This is a genomic window from Labrenzia sp. R5_0 (genome assembly GCF_017743835.1).
GTDB classification, from domain to species: Bacteria; Pseudomonadota; Alphaproteobacteria; order Rhizobiales; family Stappiaceae; genus Roseibium; species Roseibium algicola.
Genome location: NZ_JAGHRK010000003.1, coordinates 643,684 through 662,921, shown reverse-complemented (window position 1 = coordinate 662,921; position 19,238 = coordinate 643,684). Strand labels below are relative to the sequence as shown.

The window sequence follows — 19,238 nt, the reverse complement described above, 5'->3', positions numbered from 1 at the left end:
CTCTCTTCTCAATGGGGCCATAACACCGGCCCGGTCTCATGATTTTTTATGTTCGGGACCTATGCCCCGAACGGCAACCAAAAAACAGACCCCGGGTTCATGAAGTGCCCGAGTTTTTTCGCTTCCTGCGGGTGTCCTTGCAAATAAATGCCGCCAGCCCGGCTGGTTCCGCCTTCCAGGATGCAGGTGAGCGGCAACTGATCCTGATGAACCTTGAGCTCGTGCCGCAGCAGTTCGGCCAGCCTGTCGGTCAGGGCAAGCGCCACAGCGCGGATTTCGACCATCCGGTCGCGTTCGGCCTCTGCTGACAGCACCGTGTCCGGTTCGAGAATTTTCAGGACACCGGCGTCGAGGAACAGGGCCGCGTGGGCAGGATCGGCCGGCGGCGTCAGCGCCTCCAGTCCGGAGACTTCAAACCCGGCCCAGGCAAGAGGTTCGATCAGTGAATAGACCATCTCCTGGGCAGCCTGATGGAACGGCACAACAGTTCTCTCGGAAACCGCGCCCCGCTGGTAATGCTCGAAGCTGTCGCCATAGACCATGCTTCCTTCGCTGGCACCACCGTCCCAGAGCGGACAAAGCGATTCCAGCACGCGGTCAAGCAGATCCCTTGCCGAAACCACGCCATCGCTTTCCTTTGCCATCCGAACTGCAAGACGGCCTGGACGGGTCTCGTCCCCTTCCCCGAAAAGATCCGGCCGCAGGGCAAGCGCTTCACCGAAGCGTTTCAAATGGCGCTGCATCGCCTCAAGCAGGTCGTCATCCTCCCTTGCGTCCCACTGCAGGCCTTCGGAGAGTTCCATCCGGTCCATCTGCACGAGCGTCTGCGCGTCGACGCGGTAGGGATCGGTCATTTCGCCGGAAAAGGAACCTGCCGCGAACATGTGAAAGGCGGCCAGTGCCGAAGCCTCCTGACCGGTCGCCTCGGTCTCAGTCATCCTGTCCTCGAAAACCCAGCCCTCGGGGTGACGGGTTTTCATGTAGGTACCCAGGATGGCAAGGTCGGCTGCAGCGGCAAGCATTTCTTCGGCGGTTTCAAACCCGCGCGCATTTGCCAGCGCACCCCAGCGGTCGATGCCGCCGGCCTCGTAATTCCGCCAGATGCCGTAGGGTGGAATGTGAAAATCCGGATAATTTTCCCGAGTTGTTTCAAGCACCTTGGCCAGGGCTGTTTCGAGCAGGTCCGGAACCGCTTCGACATGGGCGAGTTTGCCATCTGTGGCAAGCTTCAAAAGCTCATAGGCTTTTTCCCGAACATGCTGCGGCCGGAACAGGGACAAGGCTGGTTGGGTATCGGTCATGGAAATCGCCGGATCTGGAAAGGATTGTGTGAAAAGACGCTGCCCTCGCCTATCTGCCCACCATAACCTTGTCAAACCGGTTCGTCATTGGTCATCATCTGTGTGATTTGAACCCAAGCCTTTCAACCACCCCACACCGGAAGTTTCATGTCTGCCGTTGTCTCAATCGCCGCCCTTCTCGTCGGATCCGGACTGCTTTTGCTCGCCGGCGGCCTTCACGGCCTCCTGTTGCCGCTCGCCGGTCTCGCCAACGGCTTTTCCGATGCCTCGCTCGGTCTGCTCGGCACCGGCTGGGCAGTCGGATATGTCAGCGGCTGTCTGGCCGTGCCGGTCATCGTGAAGCGTGTGGGCCATGTACGGGCCTTCGGGGCGCTTGCCTCGCTGGCGGGCATCTCGGTTCTCCTGAACCTCCTGTTCATGGATGCCGCTGTCTGGATCGTGCTGCGGGCGATCACAGGCTTCTGCTTTTCCGGCGCTGCCATGATCGTGGAAAGCTGGCTGAACGAACGCTCGACCAGCGAAACGCGCGGGCGGATCTTCGGCATCTACACGATGATCAACCTGGGGGCGACGACCGCCGGACAGATGTTGCTGACGCTTGGCGATCCGACCGGCTTCTTCTTCTTCGTTCTCGGTTCGATCATCTACTCGCTGTCGCTGCTGCCGACAGCGTTGTCCACCGCCGCATCGCCCCAGCCCCTGACACAGGCGCGGCTGGATCCGAAAAAACTCTGGCGCAATTCACCGATCGCAGTCGTAGCGGTTTTCATGGTCGGCATTTCAAACGGGTCCTTCGGCACCTTGGGTGCGGTTTATGGACTTCGCATCGGACTGGACGTACCGGAGATTGCCATCATGATGAGTTTGGCGCTTTTGGCCGGCGCAGTGGTGCAGATCCCGGTCGGCATGCTGTCCGACAGGCTCGACCGGCGCCTCGTGCTGGTCGGTCTCGCCGTAACCGCCATGAGTTTCGGGTCCAGCCTGTCGTTCTTCGGCGGCACCGATCCGACCCTCACGGTTCTTCTGATCGCAGGTTTCGGCGGCGTGGTCTATTCCATGTATCCGGTGATCGTCGCCCACGCGAGCGACCACGCAGAGCCGGGTGACTTTCTCAGGATCAGCGGCGGTCTTCTGCTTATCTTCGGGGCTGGTACAATGCTTGGACCGTTGCTCGCTTCGGGCTTGATGACCTTCACTTATCCGGGCGCACTCTTCCAGGTGACGGCGGCAGCGCATCTTTCCATGATGCTCTTTGCCCTCTGGCGCATGCGTCAGCGTGCTTCGCTTCCGCAGGAAGACAAGTCCGATTTCGTGATGGCGGTCTCGACCGCGCAGATTACCACCCCGGAAACGGTAAGCCTCGATCCGCGCACGGAAGTGGACGAGACCGGCGGGGAAATCTGAGGGGGCTTGAAGCCATTACCTTCGGCATTCATCGCCCTTCTCCCCTCATTCTGAGGAGCCGCTTCAGCGGCGTCTTGCAGGATGGGCCGCTTGTTCCGGAGTATGCCGCCCATCCTTCGAGACGGACCTGTCGGTCCTCCTCAGGATGAGGTTTGGGGGATGAGAGGGCGAGAGGCGAGAAAGCTCACTAGAGTTCTTGCTGAACCAAGCCAATGCAAAGCAGCCGCGCCTATGACCGGCGTCATACCGGACAAGCACTGCCAAGCTGTGCGCCGGTCCGGAAACCAGACATCAGCGTGAGCGAAGCGACCTCGCCTGAAAAAATCTGGCGTGCACTCAGCGTGCAGCGCATCCGGCATGTTGCAGAAGACCTGCCTCAACCCGTCGGCGCCTGCTTTGCGCTTTCCAGTCGTACAAGGAGCCTTTTGCGTGTGGGCTCATCACAGAAGGCGGCTTCGATGGCCGTGCGGGTGACTTCCATCTGATCATCGAAACTCCATCCGAAGGTTTCGGTGACCGATGAATATTCCTTGCCGAGCGTGGTGCCGAAAAAGGGCGGGTCGTCGGAGTTGAGCGTGATCTTCACGCCCTCCTTGCGCAGCATGTTGACCGGGTGGAAGCGCAGGTGAGTGTAGACGCCCAGAGCGATGTTCGACCCGGGGCAGACCTCCAGCACGATCTCCTCGTCGACAAGGCGCTTGACCAGATCCTTGTCCTCGATCGCCCGCACGCCGTGGCCAAGACGTTTCACACGCAGGAATTCGAGTGCCGCGGTCACACTGTCCGGACCGCCGAACTCGCCCGCATGAGCCGTCGTGCCCAGCCCCGCATCCGCCGCCATGCGGAAGGCCTTCGCGAAATTGGCCGGGTGGCCGGAGCGTTCATCCCCGGCCAGGCCGAAGCCCGTGACCAGAGGATGCGGATTGCCGATCACTTCCTTGATGACCCGTTCGACGGAGGCCGAACCGAAATGGCGTACGCCGATCGCGATCATCCGGCCTTCGATGGCAGTGTCTGTCTTGGCACGCTCGATCCCGGCGGCCAGTCCCTCGACATAGGAGCGGTAGGACAGGCCGGCGGCCTGAGCGTGGTCTGGCGAGATGAAGATCTCGCCGTAAATTGCCCCTTCCGCCGCCAGCATGCGGAAATAGGTTTCCGCAAGCAGGGCATAGTCCGCCGGTGTCCGGAACACCGAACTTGCAACGTCATAGGCTTTCAGGAAGGTGGTGAAGTCGGACCAGATGTATTTGCCGTTACCGTCGAGGACGGCCGAAACATCCTCGCCGCGCTTGTCGGCAAGGCGCTTGACCAAGGTCGGTGGCGCGGCACCTTCGATATGACAATGCAATTCCGCCTTCGGTACCGTGATGGCGTCGCTCATGTCCCGCGGGTCCTCATTCGAGTGTGTGGCGGGCCGGTTTTCCGTCTTTCCGCAGAAAGGACGGACGAGTGGCCCGCGGTTATTGTGCCCGATTCACCGGATTGCCGGAATGCGGATGCGGTTACAGAAAACTCGTGCCGTTCGGACCGACCGCGATGCCCAGATGATCGGCGATACTTTCACCGATATCGGCATAGGTCTTGCGACCACCGACGCTTCTGCCTTCGAGACCCGGACCGGTTGCGATCACCGGGACATGTTCGCGGGTGTGGTCCGTGCCACGCCAGGTCGGATCGCAGCCGTGATCGGCCGTGAGGATCAGGAGATCACCGTCCTTCATCCTGGCAATCATTTCCGGTAAGCGGCGGTCGAAATGCTCCAGTGCGGCTGCATATCCCGGAACATCCCGGCGGTGACCGTAGAGGGAGTCGAAATCGATGAAATTGGCGAAGATCAGGTCGCCATCGGCAGCCTGGTCCATGGCCTCCAGCGTCTTGTCGAACAGCTGGTCATTGCCTGCGCCCTTCAGTACCCTGGCAACGCCCTGATGCGCGAAGATGTCGGATATCTTGCCGACGCCATAGACCGTGCGTCCTGCCTCTGTCAGACGGTCGAGCAAGGTCGGCTCCGGCGGTAGCACCGAATAGTCACGCCGGTTGGCGGTGCGCTGGAAAGTGTCCGAAGTTTCGCCGACGAAGGGCCGCGCGATGACCCGGCCGATGTTGTAGGGATCGGCAAATTCACGCGCGATCTCGCAAAGTTCGTACAGCTTCTCCAAACCATAGTGTTCTTCGTGGGCGGCGATCTGGATGACGGAATCCGCCGACGTATAGAAAATCGGCTTGCCCGTGCGAATGTGCTCTTCGCCAAGTTCGGCAATGATCACCGTGCCGGAGGCGTGTTTGTCACCCAGGATGCCGTTGAGGCCTGCCTTCTTGCTGATCTTTGCAATCAGCTCTTCCGGGAAGGTCGGGATCGTTTCCGGAAAATAGCCCCAGTCGAAGCGCACAGGTACACCGGCGATTTCCCAATGGCCGGACGGCGTGTCCTTGCCGTTGGAAACTTCGGCAGCATAGCCCCACAGGCCTTCCGGCTCGCCATCGAAATCCAGGCCCGGCACGTCCTTGCCGGTGGACAGACGCCCTGCCGCGCCCAGGCCGAGCCGGTCCATGTTGGGAACGTTCAAGGGGCCGGAGCGCAGACCGTCCTTGTCGCCCTCACCGGCTGCACAACGCGCCGCGATGTGGCCCAAAGTGTCGGCCCCGGCATCACCAAAGGCTTCCGCATCCGCGGCACCGCCGATACCGAAACTGTCCAGAACGCACAGAATTGCACGAGGCATGGACATCTCCTCAAATTTATCATTGCCGGCCGGTTCGGCCGGAGAGGTTCCGGGCGACCATTCGCCCGGCACGCATTTTCCCGGTCAGGGCGCGATGCGCTCGACGACGCTCGGCCTGTCGATGACATCGGCTGCGGAGCCGATGGTGTAGGCTTTGCGCACCGCGACGGCTGCTTCTTCGGCCTCTGCCTCGGTTCTGGCATGGACAATCGCCAAGGGCGCATCCGCGTCCACCGTGTTGCCGACACCGGCAAGGCTGGTCAGGCCGACGGACGGATCGATCACGTCTGCCGCCGCCCGGCGTCCACCGCCAAGCGCGACGACCGCAACGCCCACTGCCCGGGCATCCACACCCGTAACGACGCCGTCTTGTTCGGCGTAGACCGGCGCTTCCACCGGCGCCTTGGCGAGATAAAGTTCCGCCTTTTCCATGAAGTCGGCAGGTCCGCCAAGCGCATGAACCATCTGGGCGAACTTCTCTGCCGCCTTGCCGCTCTGAAACGCTTCACGCATCATGCCGGCACCGGCCTCTGCATCAGCGGCAATGCCACCCGAGGCAAGCAGTTCGCCGCCTTGTGCCACGGTGACATCCCAAAGGCGGTTGTCGATTGCCGTGCCTTTCAGAAAGTCGACAGCGTTCTGCATTTCAACCGCGTTGCCGGCGGCAGACGCCAGCGGCTCGTTCATGTCGGTCAGGAGAGCCGTCGTTTTCAAACCCGCCCCGTTCGCGACCAGCACCAGGCTTTCGGCAAGCGCACGAGCATCTTCAAGTGTTGCCATGAAAGCGCCCGTGCCCCACTTCACGTCCAGCACCAGTCCCTGCAGACCGGCTGCCAGCTTCTTGGACAGGATCGACGCGGTGATCAGGTCGATGCTCTCCACCGTGCCGGTCACATCGCGGATGGCATAAAAGCGCTTGTCGGCCGGGGCCAGGTTTCCGGTCTGGCCGATGACGGCACACCCGATCTCCTTGACCACCTTCTTGAACAGCAGATTGTCCGGTTGCGTCTGATAACCCGGGATGCTGTCGAACTTGTCGAGCGTGCCGCCCGTGTGACCCAGGCCACGACCGGAGATCATCGGTACTGCAGCGCCACAGGCGGCAAGCGCCGGCGCCAGCATCAAGGAGACGTTGTCGCCAACACCGCCGGTGGAATGCTTGTCCAGGATCGGCGCGTCGATGCCCGACCAGTCCATGACATCGCCACTGTCGCGCATGGCGAGCGTCAGAGCCACCCGTTCATCGACGGTCAGCCCCTTGAAGAAGACAGCCATGGCGAGCGCAGCCACCTGGCCTTCCGTGACCGAGCCGTCTGCCAGGCCCTTGACGAAGAACTGGATCTCCGCCGCGTCCAGCGTTCCACCGTCGCGCTTCTTTCTGATGAGTTCTTGCGGCAGCATTTGTTGTCCTTCTTGAAGCCGTCTCAATAGCCGTGGTGGGAATGGTCCACGATTTCCTGGCCCTCGATCGTCGAGATCAGGGCATCCAGAAGACCACTGGCACCAAAGCGGAACGTGTGTGCCGATACCCAGTTCTGGCCCATGATCTTGTCGGCAAGCGCCAGGTAGGCAGCCGCATCCTCGGCGGTGCGGATACCACCGGCCGGCTTGAAGCCGATCACACGCTCGGCGTTGTCGCGGCGGGCCTCCTCGATCGCGGTCAGCATGATTTCGGCTGCTTCCAGCGTTGCATTGACGGCAACCTTGCCGGTCGAAGTCTTGATGAAGTCCGCACCTGCCCCAATGGCAATGTTGGAGGCTGCGTGGATCAGCAACGGATCCTTGATTTCACCCGTTTCCAGGATGACCTTGAGCAATGCCGGTTCCGGAATGGCAGCCTTCACGCGGATGATCTGCTCTTCCGCAAAACCCTTGCGGCCAGCGGAGAAAGCCTTGTAGGGCATCACCAGATCGATCTCGTCGGCTCCATCGGCAAGTGCCTGTTTCGTCTCGGCCAGGACAGCTTCCGTATCTTCGCCACCTTCAGGGAAGTTGACCACGGTCGCCACCTTCACGCCCGTGCCGGTCAGTTCCTGCGCGGCCTGCGCCACGAACCGCGGCCAGACACAGACAGCCGCAACCGACCCGTGATCCGTCACGGTCCGTCCGGTCAGCTTGGAAATATCCGCCGCCGTGCAGTCGTCGTTGAGGTTGGTCAGGTCAACGAGCCCGAGGGCCCGTTTGGCGTGTTCGATCATGTCAGTCATTGGCCAATCTCCTTCACGAATGCCCGCACCAGCTGTTTCATGCGTTCCATGCCCTGCAAGGCAACGGACTTGGTTTCGTCGTGAGACAGCGCGTGCGTCTGCATGCCTGCGCCGTAATTGGTGATAATCGACATGGCCGCGACGCGCATGCCCAGGAATCTGGCCATGATGACTTCCGGCACGGTTGACATGCCAACCGCATCCGCACCCAGTGACTTGGCCATGCGGATTTCGGCGGGCGTCTCGAAAGACGGGCCGGAGAACCACATGTAAACGCCCTCGGCGACCGGATCGCCGGTTTCCTCGGCAACCTTCTTCATCGCCGCACGCAGGTCCGCATCATAGGCGGTGCTCATGTCGAGGAAGCGCTTTTCGTCCTCTTCACCGATCAGCGGGTTCATGCCCGACCAGTTGATGTGGTCGGAAATCAGCATGGGCGAGCCGGGAGCAACTTCCTGGCGCAGGGAACCAGCCGCATTGGTTGCCAGCAGGATCTCGCAGCCGAGCTCCTTCAGCGTTTCCACCGGCGTGCGCATGACCGTCGGATCACCGCCCTCGTAATAATGGGCCCGGCCCGACAGGATCACCACCGGCACCCCGGAGAGCGTGCCGGCAACCAGCTCGCTGGAATGGGACGTGACGGTGGAGACCGGAAATTCGGTCAGGTGCGAATAGGGAATGCGAACAGCGTCCTCGACTTCCTCGGCGAGCGCGCCGAGGCCGGAGCCGAGGATCATGCCAATCTTGTACGAGCCCTCCCGGGCTGCGCGGACGATCTCCGCGCATTCACGGCCGAAACCACTCATTGTGGGTCAGTCCTTCTTATTTTGACGTGTATTCCAGTTCGAAGGCGGCAGGCAGCAGCTCATCCATCGTGAAGCTGCGCCGGATACCGTCGAGATCCGCGACATGGACGACCAGATCGTCCGTGCCGAATTCCTTCAGACGCTGGCGGCACATGCCGCACGGCGTGCACAAGGCCGCATCGCCAATGACGACGGCTTCCGCAATTTCGCGGTAACCGGCGGCAATCATGGCACTGACCGCCCCACCTTCTGCACAAACGCTCACCGGGTAGGAAGCGTTCTCCACATTGCAGCCGATGAAAACAGTGCCGTCCGGTGCGCGCAAGGCCGCGCCGACCAGGAAGTTTGAATAGGGTGCATATGCGTTTTCACGAACCGCTTTTGCGGCCTCGAACAACGCGTCCAGATCGCTCATGAACGCTCCTTGAGATACGGAATGCCAGCCGCCTTCGGCGGGATTGCCTTGCCGATGAAACCTGCAAGCAGGATCACGGTCAGAATATAGGGCAGTGCCTGGAAGAACTGCACCGGAATTTCGCCGATACCGGGTAATTTCTGACCCTGCATCCGGATGGCGACAGCATCGAGGAAGCCGAACAACAGGCAGGCCAACATGGCGTTGGCCGGTTTCCACTTGGCGAAAATCAGGGCTGCCAGCGCGATGAAGCCCTTGCCCGCCGTCATGTCCTTGATGAAGCCGGAGGACTGGGCGATGGAAAGATATGCTCCGGCAACACCGCACAGGGCACCGCAGGCGATGACCGCCCGGTAGCGCAGCCAGGTGACGGAGATGCCGGCCGTGTCAACGGCCGCCGGGTTTTCCCCGACCGCACGCAGGCGCAGCCCGAAACGGGTGCGGAACAGCACCCACCAGGTCAGCGGCACAGCCACGAAAGCCGCATAGACCAGGATGTTGTGGCCTGAGAGCAGTTCGCTGTAGATGCCGCCAATGATCGGAACATCGCGCAGTTCTTCCGCGTAGGGCCAGACGATGTCCCTAAACCGTCCGCCTTCCGGCAGTGAGGGTGTACGACCGCCCTGGCGGAACCATGTCTGCCCGAGCAGCGCGGTCAGGCCCGCTGCCAGGAAATTGATGGCGACGCCGGAAACGATCTGGTTGCCGCGGTTGGTAATGGAGGCAAAGCCGTGGATCAGCGCCAGGCCGATCGAAACCGCCATGCCCGCCAGAAGGCCGATCCAGGCGTTTCCGGTCATGTAGGCGACCGCACCCGCCCCAAAGGCAGCGCCGAGCATCTTCCCTTCCAGGCCGATATCGACCACGCCGGAGCGTTCAGAGTAAAGCCCCGCCAGACAGGCCAGCAGAAGCGGTGTCGACAGGCGGACTGTGGAATCAAGTGTCAGGATCACGATCTCGAACATGATCACGCCTCCTTCTCGGCAAGAGCCCGGGAGGGCGTGAACAGCTTGATGATGGTCGGGCGGAACATGTGCTCAAGCGCACCGGCAAACAGGATCACAAGGCCCTGGATGACGATGATCATGTCTCGCGTGATGTTGGGCATTTCGAACGAAAGTTCCGCGCCGCCCTGATAGAGCATGCCGAACAGGATCGATGCCAGAACGATGCCGACCGGATGCGCCCGCCCCATGAGGGCAACCGCGATACCGACGAAGCCGTAGCCGGTCACGAAATCGATCAGCAGACGGTGCTGTGACCCCATGATCTCGTTGATCGCCATCATGCCTGCAAGACCACCGGATATGAGCATGGTGATGACGATGGTGCGCACCGGCGAGATGCCGGCATAGACCGCGGCTGTGGCGTTGGCACCGAAGGACCGGATCTCGAAACCGAGCTTTGTGCGCCAGATCAGGAACCAGACCAGAACACAAGCCGCCAGCGCCACGAAGAGCGACAGGTTGACCGGCGCATAGCCGAAGCCGAAGGACGGGAATATGTCGTTCAGGAACGGCAGACGGCCACCATCTTCGAAGGTTCGCGTTTCCGGCTGCATCGAGCCTGGCTTCTTCAACGCGTTGTTGAGCAGATAGACCATCAGCGACGAGGCGATGAAGTTGAACATGATGGTGGTGATCACCACGTGGCTGCCGCGGGTGGCCTGCAGCCAGGCCGGAATGAACGCCCAGGCGGCCCCCATCAGCGCCGAGCCGATGATGGCAAAAGGCAAGGTGATGTACCACGGCACGATGTGGTCCAGCGCCAGACAGGCTATGGCGACCCCGAGACCACCGATATAGGCCTGGCCCTCACCGCCGATGTTGAACAACCCGGCATGAAAGGCAACGGCCACGGCCAGGCCGGTGAAGATGAAGTTGGTGGCATAGAACAGCGTGAAGCCGATGCCTTCGCCATAGCCAATGGAGCCCCAGACCAGGAGCTGCACAGCGTCCAGCGGGTTTTCCCCGATCAGGACAACGACGAGGCCGGACACCAGGAAGGCGGCGGCCAGGTTCAGGAACGGGATCAGGCCGTAATCGACCCAGCGCGGGAGCTGACCGGCACTCATCGGGCGCCTCCTTCAACAGCCATATTGTTGTTATCTTCCACACCGGCCATCAGCAGGCCAAGTTCGCCTTCTTCCGCATCGCCGCCGCGTTCACCGACGATCTTGCCGTCGAACATCACCAGCACCCGGTCGGACAACGCCCGGATTTCGTCGAGTTCCACCGACACCAGCAAAATGCCCTTGCCGGCATCGCGCATTTCCACGATCCGGCGGTGGATGAACTCGATGGCGCCGATATCGACGCCGCGCGTCGGCTGACCGACCAGAAGCACTTCCGGATCGCGCTCGATCTCGCGCGCCAGCACGATCTTCTGCTGGTTGCCGCCCGAGAAATTGGCGGTCTTCAGCATCGGGTTGGGCGGGCGGATGTCGTATTTCTCGATCTCGGCCACGGCGTTTTTCTTGATGGCGGCAAGATCCATCAGAAGGCCCCGGGAGTAGGCCGGGTCGCGGTGGTAGCCAAGGATCGAATTCTCGTATTCGGAGAAGGAATTGATCAGGCCCATCCGGTGCCGGTCTTCCGGCACGTGGCCCATGTTCTTGGTGCGCATGTCGGCAGCGTCGAGCGTGCTCGTTCCCAGATCGATCGTCTCGCCGTTGATCTTCAGCGTACCTCTGGTGGCGCGGCGAATGCCTGCGAGCGTTTCCAGCAGTTCCGACTGGCCGTTGCCGGAGACACCGGCGATGCCGACAATCTCTCCCGCACGCACATTGAAGGAAACGTCCTTGACCACCTGCACGCCGCGGCTGTCTGTCACCGTGAGGTTCTCGACCTCCATCACCGGAGCCTTGGGTTGCGCCGGTTTCTTGTCGACACGCAGCAGCACGCTGCGGCCGACCATAAGCTCGGCGAGTTCTTCCATCGAGGTGTTCGCGGTTTCGCGCGTCGCCACCATCTCGCCGCGGCGCATCACCGAAACGGTATCGGTCGCGGCCATGATCTCGCGCAGCTTGTGCGTGATCAGGAGAACCGTCTTGCCTTCGTTCTTCAGAACTTCGAGGATCTTGAACAGGTGATCGGCTTCGGCCGGCGTCAGAACACCTGTCGGCTCGTCAAGGATCAGAACCTCCGCGCTGCGGTAGAGCGCCTTCAGGATCTCCACCCGCTGCTGCAGACCGACCGGCAGATCCTGGATCAGGGCGTCCGGATCGACTCGCAGTTCGTATTCTTCTTCCAGCCGCTTGAGTTCTGTCTTGGCGCGATTGATGCCGCCGGACAGGAGCGCGCTGTCCTCGGCGCCCAGAACCACGTTCTCCAGAACCGAGAAATTGTCGACCAGCATGAAATGCTGATGCACCATGCCGATGCCCATGCCGATGGCGGCTTTCGAGTCCGAAATCGTGACCTTCTTGCCGTCCACCAGGATGTCGCCGTCATCGGCCTGATAGAAACCGTAGAGAATGGACATGAGCGTCGACTTGCCCGCCCCGTTCTCTCCGATGATACCGTGGATGGAGCCCTTCTTCACCACAAGGTCAATGTCCTTGTTGGCGTGAACCGGGCCAAAGCGCTTGTTGATCTTGCGCAGTTCGATTGCCGGCGTATCGCTCATGCGTTCCCCCAGGCCTGACTGTTTTTCTTTGTCATTGTTATTGCCCCTCGCCGCTGCCTCGCGGTGTCCCGATCAGAAAGGACATGCTCCGTCGGTGACGACGTCATGAACCTTGACTGTGCCGTCGGAGATGGCCGCAACGGCGGCATCTGCCGCCGCTTTCATGTCCGGCGTGATCAGGTCCTTGTTGTTTTCGTCCAGCACCCAGTCCATGCCGCCGTCCGCGACGCCCAGCACCTTGATGCCGGGTTCGAAGGTGCCGTCCTTCGCCGCCTGAAAGCTGTCGTAGACGGCGTTGTCCACGCGCTTGCGGATAGAGGTCAAGACCTTGCCCGGGTGCAGGCCGTTCTGGTTGCTGTCGGTGCCCATGCCGAGCACGCCCTTGTCGGCAGCTGCCTGCAGCACACCAATGCCGGTTCCGCCCGCTGCCTGAATGATCACATCGGCGCCCTGATTGATCTGGCCGATGGCAAGTTCTCCGCCGCGAACAGGATCCGCGAAAGCCGCCGGCGTATCGCCCGTCATGTTGGACAGAACCCTGATATCCGCCCTTGCGGCCTGGCCGCCCTGCTTGTAGCCGCACAGAAACCGCTGGATGATCGGGATATCCATGCCGCCGACAAAACCGATGGTGCCGCTCTTGGAGGCCATGCCGGCCAGCAGACCGCCGATATAGGCACCCTCGTGTTCCTTGAAGACATAGGAGCGCACGTTCGGCTGATCGACCACCATGTCGACGATGGCAAAATCCGTCTTTGGAAAATTGGGAGCCACCTGGCCAAGCGCGTTGGCCTGGTTGAAACCGATTGCGACAACGGGGGACGCGCCCCGGCTGGCAAAGTTCCGCAGTGCCTGCAGGCTTTGCGCATCACGCTCCAACTCGAATTCCCTGACGTCGCCGCCCTGGTCCTGAAACCGTTTCACGCCGGCAAAGGCGCTTTCGTTGAAAGACCCGTCGAACTTGCCGCCGACGGAATAAACGATGGCCGGTTCGGCCAGAGTTGCGGTTGTTGTCATGAAGACAGCGCAGGCCGCAGCAATGACGCCTGATGTGAGACGGAGCATCCTGTCCTCCGAAAAAACGGGTTGGGCACGCTAGAAATACAGGTGGACCTCCGCACGGTATCGCGCGGAGGTCCAAAACGACTGCCTTACATCGGGCAGGACTGATCGGCCATGTAGTCGTGAACTTCGATCTCGCCGGAGATGATCTTCTGGGTCGCTTCTTCGACCTTTGCTTTCATCTCGTCGTTGACGAGTTCGGCGTTGTTGTCGTCCAGCGCCCAGTCGACGCCGCCTTCCTTGAGGCCGAGGACTTCGAAGCCGGAAGACCAGCTGTCGTTGGCCGCATCTTCGAACGCCTGGTAGACGGCAATGTCGACGCGCTTCAGCATGGAGGTCAGGACGGAACCCGGATGCAGGTTGTTCTGGTTGCTGTCGACGCCAATGCCGAGCTTGCCGGCGTCAGCAGCAGCCTGCAGAACACCGATGCCGGTGCCGCCGGCAGCGTGATAGACAACGTCAGCGCCACGGTCGAACTGGGATTTGGCGAGTTCGCCACCCTTGACCGGATCGTTCCAGGCCGCACCGGTGGTGCCGGTCATGTTCTCGAAGACTTCCGCCTTCGGGTTTGCAGCCATCACGCCCTGCTTGTAACCACAGGAGAACTTGCGGATAAGCGGAATGTCCATGCCGCCGACAAAGCCGACCTTGCCGGTTTCGGACGCCATCGCAGCCAGCATGCCGACGATGTAGGAGCCTTCCTGCTCCTTGAACAGGATGGAGCGCACGTTCGGCAGGTCGACGACCATGTCAACGATCGCGAACTGCGTATCCGGGAATTCCTTGGCAACCTTTTCCACGGCGTTGGCCTGGGAGAAGCCGATAGCGACGATCGGGTTCATGCCGCGCTTGGCAAAGTTGCGCAGAGCCTGCTCGCGCTGGCTGTCGTTCTGGATTTCGAAATCGCGGTATTCGACGCCGGTGTCTTCCTTGAACTTTTCAGCACCGTTGTATGCGCCTTCGTTGAACGACTTGTCGAAACGGCCGCCCAGATCGTAAAGCACTGCCGGCTTGATATCGGCTGCCAATGCGCCCACGGCGGTAAAGGCCAGGCCGGCAAGCGCGGTGCCGATGGTAAGAAGCTTTTTCACTTATATGTCCTCCGACATGCGGGGGCCTGCCTTTTGGCCGGCCCGTTTCCCCTCGTGACCCAGCCGCATCATGCGGACTGTGCCAGCTGCAATCCGGCCCGTGCCGTCAGAGCCCTCGCAAGGGTCTCGTCTGCCACAAGGTCGGTAATGACACCGGTACGCAGGGCCGCGAGCGTGGCATCCACCTTGCTCTCCCCACCTACCAGCGCAATCACGCGGCGCCCGCGCACTTCGTCGAAATGCAGACCCACGGCACAATCGCCGAGCGGATCCGGGGCCAATTTTCCCTCGATCGTCAGAAAGCGCCCCATCAAATCACAGACGGCGCCGCCCGACAGCAAATCTTCCTGTTCTTTTTTGGAAATCATGCCGCGCTGGACAAGATGGCCCTCGTTCTCGACCGAACCGATGCCGATGAGAAAGGCATCCGACTGGCGCGCGCGATCCATCAGGTCCTGCACGCTGCGCTGGGTCAGGAACATCGCCTTTTCGTCCTGGTTTTCGGCAAAATAGGGAACCGGCAGATAATAGCCGATGCCGCCTGTGCGTTCCTGCATCTTCTGGACGATGTCGTAGGGGTTGGCAGCAAGCGTGCGCGTCAGCGATCCGCAGATCGACATGATTTCGAGATCGGTTCTTGCCACTTTCGGCAACGCTTCGACAGCCGCGGTCAGCGTGCGGCCCATGCCAACGCCCAGACGCGTGACGTTTGACCCACCAAGCATCCCGGACAGGAATTGTGCCGCGGACACCGCGACGGCCCTGAGGGCGCTGTCGTCGTCGCCGCCACCAAGATCGGGAGCAATGATGCAGTTCGTCAGGCCGAAATGCTCCGTCAGCTCCTTTTCAAGCTGGAGGCATTCCATCGGGCGACCATCGACCTGGAATTTGACGAAACCGGCTTTCTGCGCATGAGCGATCAGGCGATGCACCTTGGCAGGCGAAACGCCGAGCTGCGAGGCGATTTCGCCCTGCGTACGGCCTCCAACAAAGGACAGCCAGGCCGCCCGGATGGCCATATATGATGTCCAGTCGTCGTCGCGTGTCTGCATTCCGCGTCGAAACCTTCCCCTCCAGAGCCCTTGCGCACGCCTTCCGGCGGACAGGATACTCAACCACTCTCAAAACGCCCGGCTTGATGGAATTGCATCCCGCAAGATGAAACACCCGCCTGTCCAGCCATGCGAAGCGGTTGACCGCAACGGTCCGGCTATGCCCTGCTCTCTTCGGAGCTTTTGTTTTCCGGGGCCGCGAAGGCCGGCCGAAAAATTCTTCACCAAGTGAGAATTTCTTCAGATCATGACCAGCCTTGCCTTTGCCGTCAACTAAAAAAACTGCCAATTTTCTGGCTGATTGCTGCATTTCTGGGCAGCAATCAGCGCCGAGTACCACTTCTGAACGGCGGCAAATTCTGCCCAAAGCTGCCGATTTTCAGAAACAACCCGGCAAAATTTGCCTAGCTGCACGGCAATAATTGCCGGTGGATTTGTCCCCCACTTTGAAAACCTGCGTCTTTCCGACCGAAAAACAGCTAATCGGAACGCGCATGTCAGGCGCTTCAGAAGTTGCTGAAACGTCGGCTGTTTTGGGTCTCAAACAGGTTCTCTCGCCCGAGTTTCTCACAGTTTCGCGCAAAAATGTGACCGATAAGGCGGATTGAAATAACTCAAGAAATCACCACCTTACCTATACGTAAAGCCCAACGCGTATCCACGGATGAAAAATTTGCCTAGCAAATCCGGAAGATATCCCGCGCCTGTGGATAGAACATGCACTCCGTGCACATTACTTTTGCCAGCCAAGGAATATTACGCTACGTTTGGCATGTAGCTTGCTAAGTAAATTTCCAAGCTCATCCAAGGCATTCAGCCAATGCCTTGTTAGGAATCACGAGAAACGGAAAGATAAGGAATTCAACGACAAAATAAACAGGGGAGACGTGGCCACCCAGCCGCAAGGCTGAAGTAAGGAGAAAAACCATGCGTCTCGACATAACCAAAACAGACTGTGCACTGACGGTTACAAGTTTACTGTCACTTATTTGTGCGGCACTTCTTTTCGCCGCCCCAGCCGCAGCCCGAGACTACCGTCCGGCTCTGATGGCTTCTTCACAATACAGCTATGATCCGGCCAACGAAGTGGACGTCGAACTTGTCCTGGCCGTCGACATCTCCCAATCCATGGATACAGAAGAACAGGAAGTGCAGCGCGCCGGGTATGTTGCCGCTCTCACCTCCAGGGAATTTCTTGACGCCATTCAGGTCGGTCCGATCGGCCGCGTTGCCGTGACCTACATGGAATGGGGCGGGGTTGATGAGCATTTCATCGTCGCCGACTGGACGGTGATCCAGGATGCAAGCTCGGCAGCACACTTCGCTTCCAAGATTGCCGAGGCCCCGCTTCGGCAGGTCCAGCGCACCTCCATCGCCTCGGCGCTCGAAAAGTCGGTCTTTCTGGTTCAGAACAACCAGTATGAAGGCCTGCGCCGCGTAATCGACATTTCCGGTGACGGCCCGAACAACCAGGGCGGCTCCGTAACTGCCATGCGTGATCGCATGGTTGCCTCTGGCGTGACCATCAACGGCTTGCCTCTGATGATGAAGTCGAACAAGAACACCTGGCAGGCGATGCTCAACCTCGACCACTATTACGAGGATTGTGTGATCGGCGGCCCGGGCTCCTTCGCCATCCCCGTTCGCAGTCAGGAAGGCTTTGCAGACGCGATCCGCATGAAGCTGGTGATGGAGATCGCCGGGCTGCATCTGCCGGAACCCGATCCCTACTTCCAGCGCGTTGCCGGCCGCGAACCGATCCGCTGCAATCTGTTCGACTGATCGCCACGTCTCCATTCTCCTTATTGCCTGCCGCGTTCCGGGCCGGGACGCGGCATTTTCTTTTGCTCCCTGCCGATGATCTGCCAACCGGGAACAGGTTCTGCGCCCGCCCGTTCATCTTCCTTTGCCTAAAGCGCTTTGAACGGCTAAACACTTCCCCGCCGCTGTCGCTTCCTGCCAGGGTGCCTTTTCGTCCGGTTCCCTCCGGGGACGAACTGGTCTCCCGGGACTTTGGTTTCGATCAGCTTTCGGCTATTCAATCGATCCGGATTGCATAGACCCCAGAGGACCGCTGATGCCTGCCACGCCCACTCTTGCGCTTGTCGCGCATGACGCCAAAAAAGACGCCATGGTCGAGTTCGCCAGACGGCACCAGGACAAACTCGCGGTTTTCGAACTTGTCAGCACAGGCACCACGGGCGGCCGCATTCTGGAAGCCTGTCCGGATCTCAAGGTCACAAGGCTGAAAAGCGGCCCGCTGGGCGGCGACCAGCAGATCGGCGCGATGATTGCCGAAGGCAAGCTCCAGGGCCTGTTCTTCTTCGTCGATCCGCTGTCGCCCATGCCGCATGATGTTGATGTGAAAGCCCTGATGCGCCTTGCAGTGGTCTATGACATGCCGATGGCGCTCAATCCGTCGACCGCGGATATCCTGCTGCGCTCCGCCCGCCTGCAGGGCCTCAAGACCACATCCGCGACACCTGAAGTTGGCTCCCTGTCCTCATGAGTTTTTCCAAGAACACCAAATCCTTTGCCTATCCGGTTCTGGTTGCCGATATCGGCGGCACCAACGCCCGTTTCGCTCTGGTTGACGACGCTGAGGCGCCCACCCGCATGTGCGGCAAGACGGCGACCGCGGATCATCCCGACATTTCTTCCGCGATCCGCGAAGTGGTGCTGCCGGAAACCGATCCGAAACCACGCACGGCAATCATCGCGGTTGCCGGTCCCGTCACCGGTGACAGGATCCCCCTCACCAACGCGGCCTGGGTGATCGAGCCGCTGAAGATGATCGCCGACCTCGGTCTGGACGAAGTCATCGTGCTCAACGATTTCGAAGCGCAGGCCCTGGCCTTGCCAGGATATAGCGGCAGCGATATCGAACAGGTCGGCTCCGGCACGATCCGCGAAGAGAGCGCCAAGTTCGTCCTCGGTCCGGGCACGGGCCTCGGCGCCGCCGCGATGATCTATGCCGCCCAGACCTGGGTTCCCGTTCCGGGCGAAGGTGGCCATGTGGAACTCGGGCCGGTAACCCCGGAAGACGTTGCCATCTGGCCGCATATCGAACTCGTCGGTGGACGGCTTGGCGCCGAACAGATCCTTAGCGGCACCGGCTTGCCCCGCCTTGCCCGCGGTGTTGCCGCCTATATGGGCGCTGACCGCGACTTCACAACGGCGGCAAGCATCACAACGGCCGCAGAGGAAAACGATCCGGTAGCGGTGAAGACGCTGGAGGTCTTTGCCAGGGCCCTTGGCCGTGTGGCCGGTGATTTTGCCCTCGCGGTTCTGGCACGGGGCGGCGTCTATCTGACTGGCGGTGTCACGTCGCGGATCACACGCTTCCTCACGGACGGCGGCTTCCGCGCCGCCTTTGAGGCCAAGGCGCCCCACGAGGCCCTGATGGCCAAGATACCGACCTTCATCGTCCGGCATCCCGATCCGGCCCTGGAAGGCCTTGCCTCCTTCGCACGCGCGCCGGAAGCCTTTGCCGTCGACATGCAAGGACGGCAATGGACCGCAGGCGCCGCATCGGGCGCGAGCTGACCCG

Annotated in this window: 17 protein-coding genes; 4 read left to right on the top strand and 13 right to left on the bottom strand. The window is 60.8% G+C overall.

Annotated features, from left to right (window positions below):
- Nucleotides 1-59 precede the first annotated feature (59 nt).
- The gene (locus J7447_RS18425; RefSeq protein ID WP_209170524.1) at nt 60-1,301 is read right to left on the bottom strand and encodes a DUF1688 family protein; all 1,242 of its coding nucleotides are present in this window, start codon (nt 1,299-1,301) and stop codon (nt 60-62) included.
- A 147-nt stretch (nt 1,302-1,448) separates the two neighbouring features.
- Here J7447_RS18425 and J7447_RS18420 point away from each other — a divergent pair, with 147 nt between their 5' ends.
- Nucleotides 1,449-2,705 carry an MFS transporter gene (locus tag J7447_RS18420; protein ID WP_022999735.1) on the top strand — a complete coding sequence of 419 codons (1,257 nt, stop codon included), beginning with the start codon at nt 1,449-1,451 and terminating at the stop codon, nt 2,703-2,705.
- A 376-nt stretch (nt 2,706-3,081) separates the two neighbouring features.
- Here the strand turns inward: J7447_RS18420 and J7447_RS18415 are convergent, their stop codons facing one another.
- The 12 genes from J7447_RS18415 to J7447_RS18360 form a co-directional block, all read right to left on the bottom strand.
- Entirely contained in the window at nt 3,082-4,086 is a 1,005-nt protein-coding gene (locus J7447_RS18415; protein WP_022999734.1) for an adenosine deaminase, read from the bottom strand.
- A 121-nt stretch (nt 4,087-4,207) separates the two neighbouring features.
- The gene (locus J7447_RS18410) at nt 4,208-5,428 is read right to left on the bottom strand and encodes a phosphopentomutase (RefSeq protein ID WP_209170523.1); all 1,221 of its coding nucleotides are present in this window, start codon (nt 5,426-5,428) and stop codon (nt 4,208-4,210) included.
- Between the two features lie 84 nt (nt 5,429-5,512).
- On the bottom strand, nt 5,513-6,829 hold the full coding sequence (gene deoA / locus J7447_RS18405) for a thymidine phosphorylase (RefSeq protein ID WP_075283141.1): 1,317 nt from the start codon (nt 6,827-6,829) through the stop codon (nt 5,513-5,515).
- 23 nt (nt 6,830-6,852) lie between these two features.
- Nucleotides 6,853-7,635 carry a deoxyribose-phosphate aldolase gene (gene deoC / locus J7447_RS18400; protein WP_209170522.1) on the bottom strand — a complete coding sequence of 261 codons (783 nt, stop codon included), beginning with the start codon at nt 7,633-7,635 and terminating at the stop codon, nt 6,853-6,855.
- Entirely contained in the window at nt 7,632-8,441 is an 810-nt protein-coding gene (locus tag J7447_RS18395; RefSeq protein ID WP_209170521.1) for a purine-nucleoside phosphorylase, read from the bottom strand. The genes deoC and J7447_RS18395 overlap by 4 nt, the downstream gene beginning before the upstream one ends.
- Before the next feature lie 16 nt (nt 8,442-8,457).
- Complete coding sequence (gene cdd / locus J7447_RS18390) at nt 8,458-8,856, bottom strand: cytidine deaminase (RefSeq protein ID WP_022999729.1); 399 nt, start codon at nt 8,854-8,856, stop codon at nt 8,458-8,460.
- Nucleotides 8,853-9,821: an ABC transporter permease gene (locus J7447_RS18385; protein ID WP_031268896.1), complete on the bottom strand. Its 969-nt coding sequence runs from the start codon at nt 9,819-9,821 to the stop codon at nt 8,853-8,855. The genes cdd and J7447_RS18385 overlap by 4 nt, the downstream gene beginning before the upstream one ends.
- 2 nt (nt 9,822-9,823) lie before the next feature.
- Nucleotides 9,824-10,930 (bottom strand): ABC transporter permease, encoded by a 1,107-nt coding sequence (locus J7447_RS18380; protein ID WP_055657446.1) that lies wholly within the window; start codon nt 10,928-10,930, stop codon nt 9,824-9,826.
- Nucleotides 10,927-12,483 carry an ABC transporter ATP-binding protein gene (locus tag J7447_RS18375; protein ID WP_209170520.1) on the bottom strand — a complete coding sequence of 519 codons (1,557 nt, stop codon included), beginning with the start codon at nt 12,481-12,483 and terminating at the stop codon, nt 10,927-10,929. Before J7447_RS18375 ends, J7447_RS18380 begins: the two co-directional genes overlap by 4 nt.
- Nucleotides 12,484-12,555: 72 nt before the next feature.
- Nucleotides 12,556-13,548, bottom strand: coding sequence for a BMP family ABC transporter substrate-binding protein (locus J7447_RS18370; protein WP_022999725.1), 993 nt, complete (start codon nt 13,546-13,548; stop codon nt 12,556-12,558).
- An 86-nt stretch (nt 13,549-13,634) separates the two neighbouring features.
- A complete protein-coding gene (locus J7447_RS18365; protein WP_022999724.1) occupies nt 13,635-14,636 on the bottom strand; it encodes a BMP family ABC transporter substrate-binding protein in 1,002 nt (333 codons plus the stop codon).
- A 68-nt stretch (nt 14,637-14,704) separates the two neighbouring features.
- Nucleotides 14,705-15,688, bottom strand: coding sequence for a sugar-binding transcriptional regulator (locus J7447_RS18360; RefSeq protein WP_022999723.1), 984 nt, complete (start codon nt 15,686-15,688; stop codon nt 14,705-14,707).
- A 927-nt stretch (nt 15,689-16,615) separates the two neighbouring features.
- On the opposite strand from J7447_RS18360, the gene J7447_RS18355 reads away from it, so the two are divergent.
- From J7447_RS18355 to J7447_RS18345, 3 genes are all read left to right on the top strand, one after another.
- The gene (locus J7447_RS18355) at nt 16,616-17,470 is read left to right on the top strand and encodes a DUF1194 domain-containing protein (RefSeq protein ID WP_209170519.1); all 855 of its coding nucleotides are present in this window, start codon (nt 16,616-16,618) and stop codon (nt 17,468-17,470) included.
- A 295-nt stretch (nt 17,471-17,765) separates the two neighbouring features.
- Nucleotides 17,766-18,197 carry a methylglyoxal synthase gene (locus tag J7447_RS18350; RefSeq protein WP_022999719.1) on the top strand — a complete coding sequence of 144 codons (432 nt, stop codon included), beginning with the start codon at nt 17,766-17,768 and terminating at the stop codon, nt 18,195-18,197.
- Nucleotides 18,194-19,234, top strand: coding sequence for an ROK family protein (locus J7447_RS18345; RefSeq protein WP_152504732.1), 1,041 nt, complete (start codon nt 18,194-18,196; stop codon nt 19,232-19,234). Before J7447_RS18350 ends, J7447_RS18345 begins: the two co-directional genes overlap by 4 nt.
- Nucleotides 19,235-19,238: the final 4 nt, after the last annotated feature.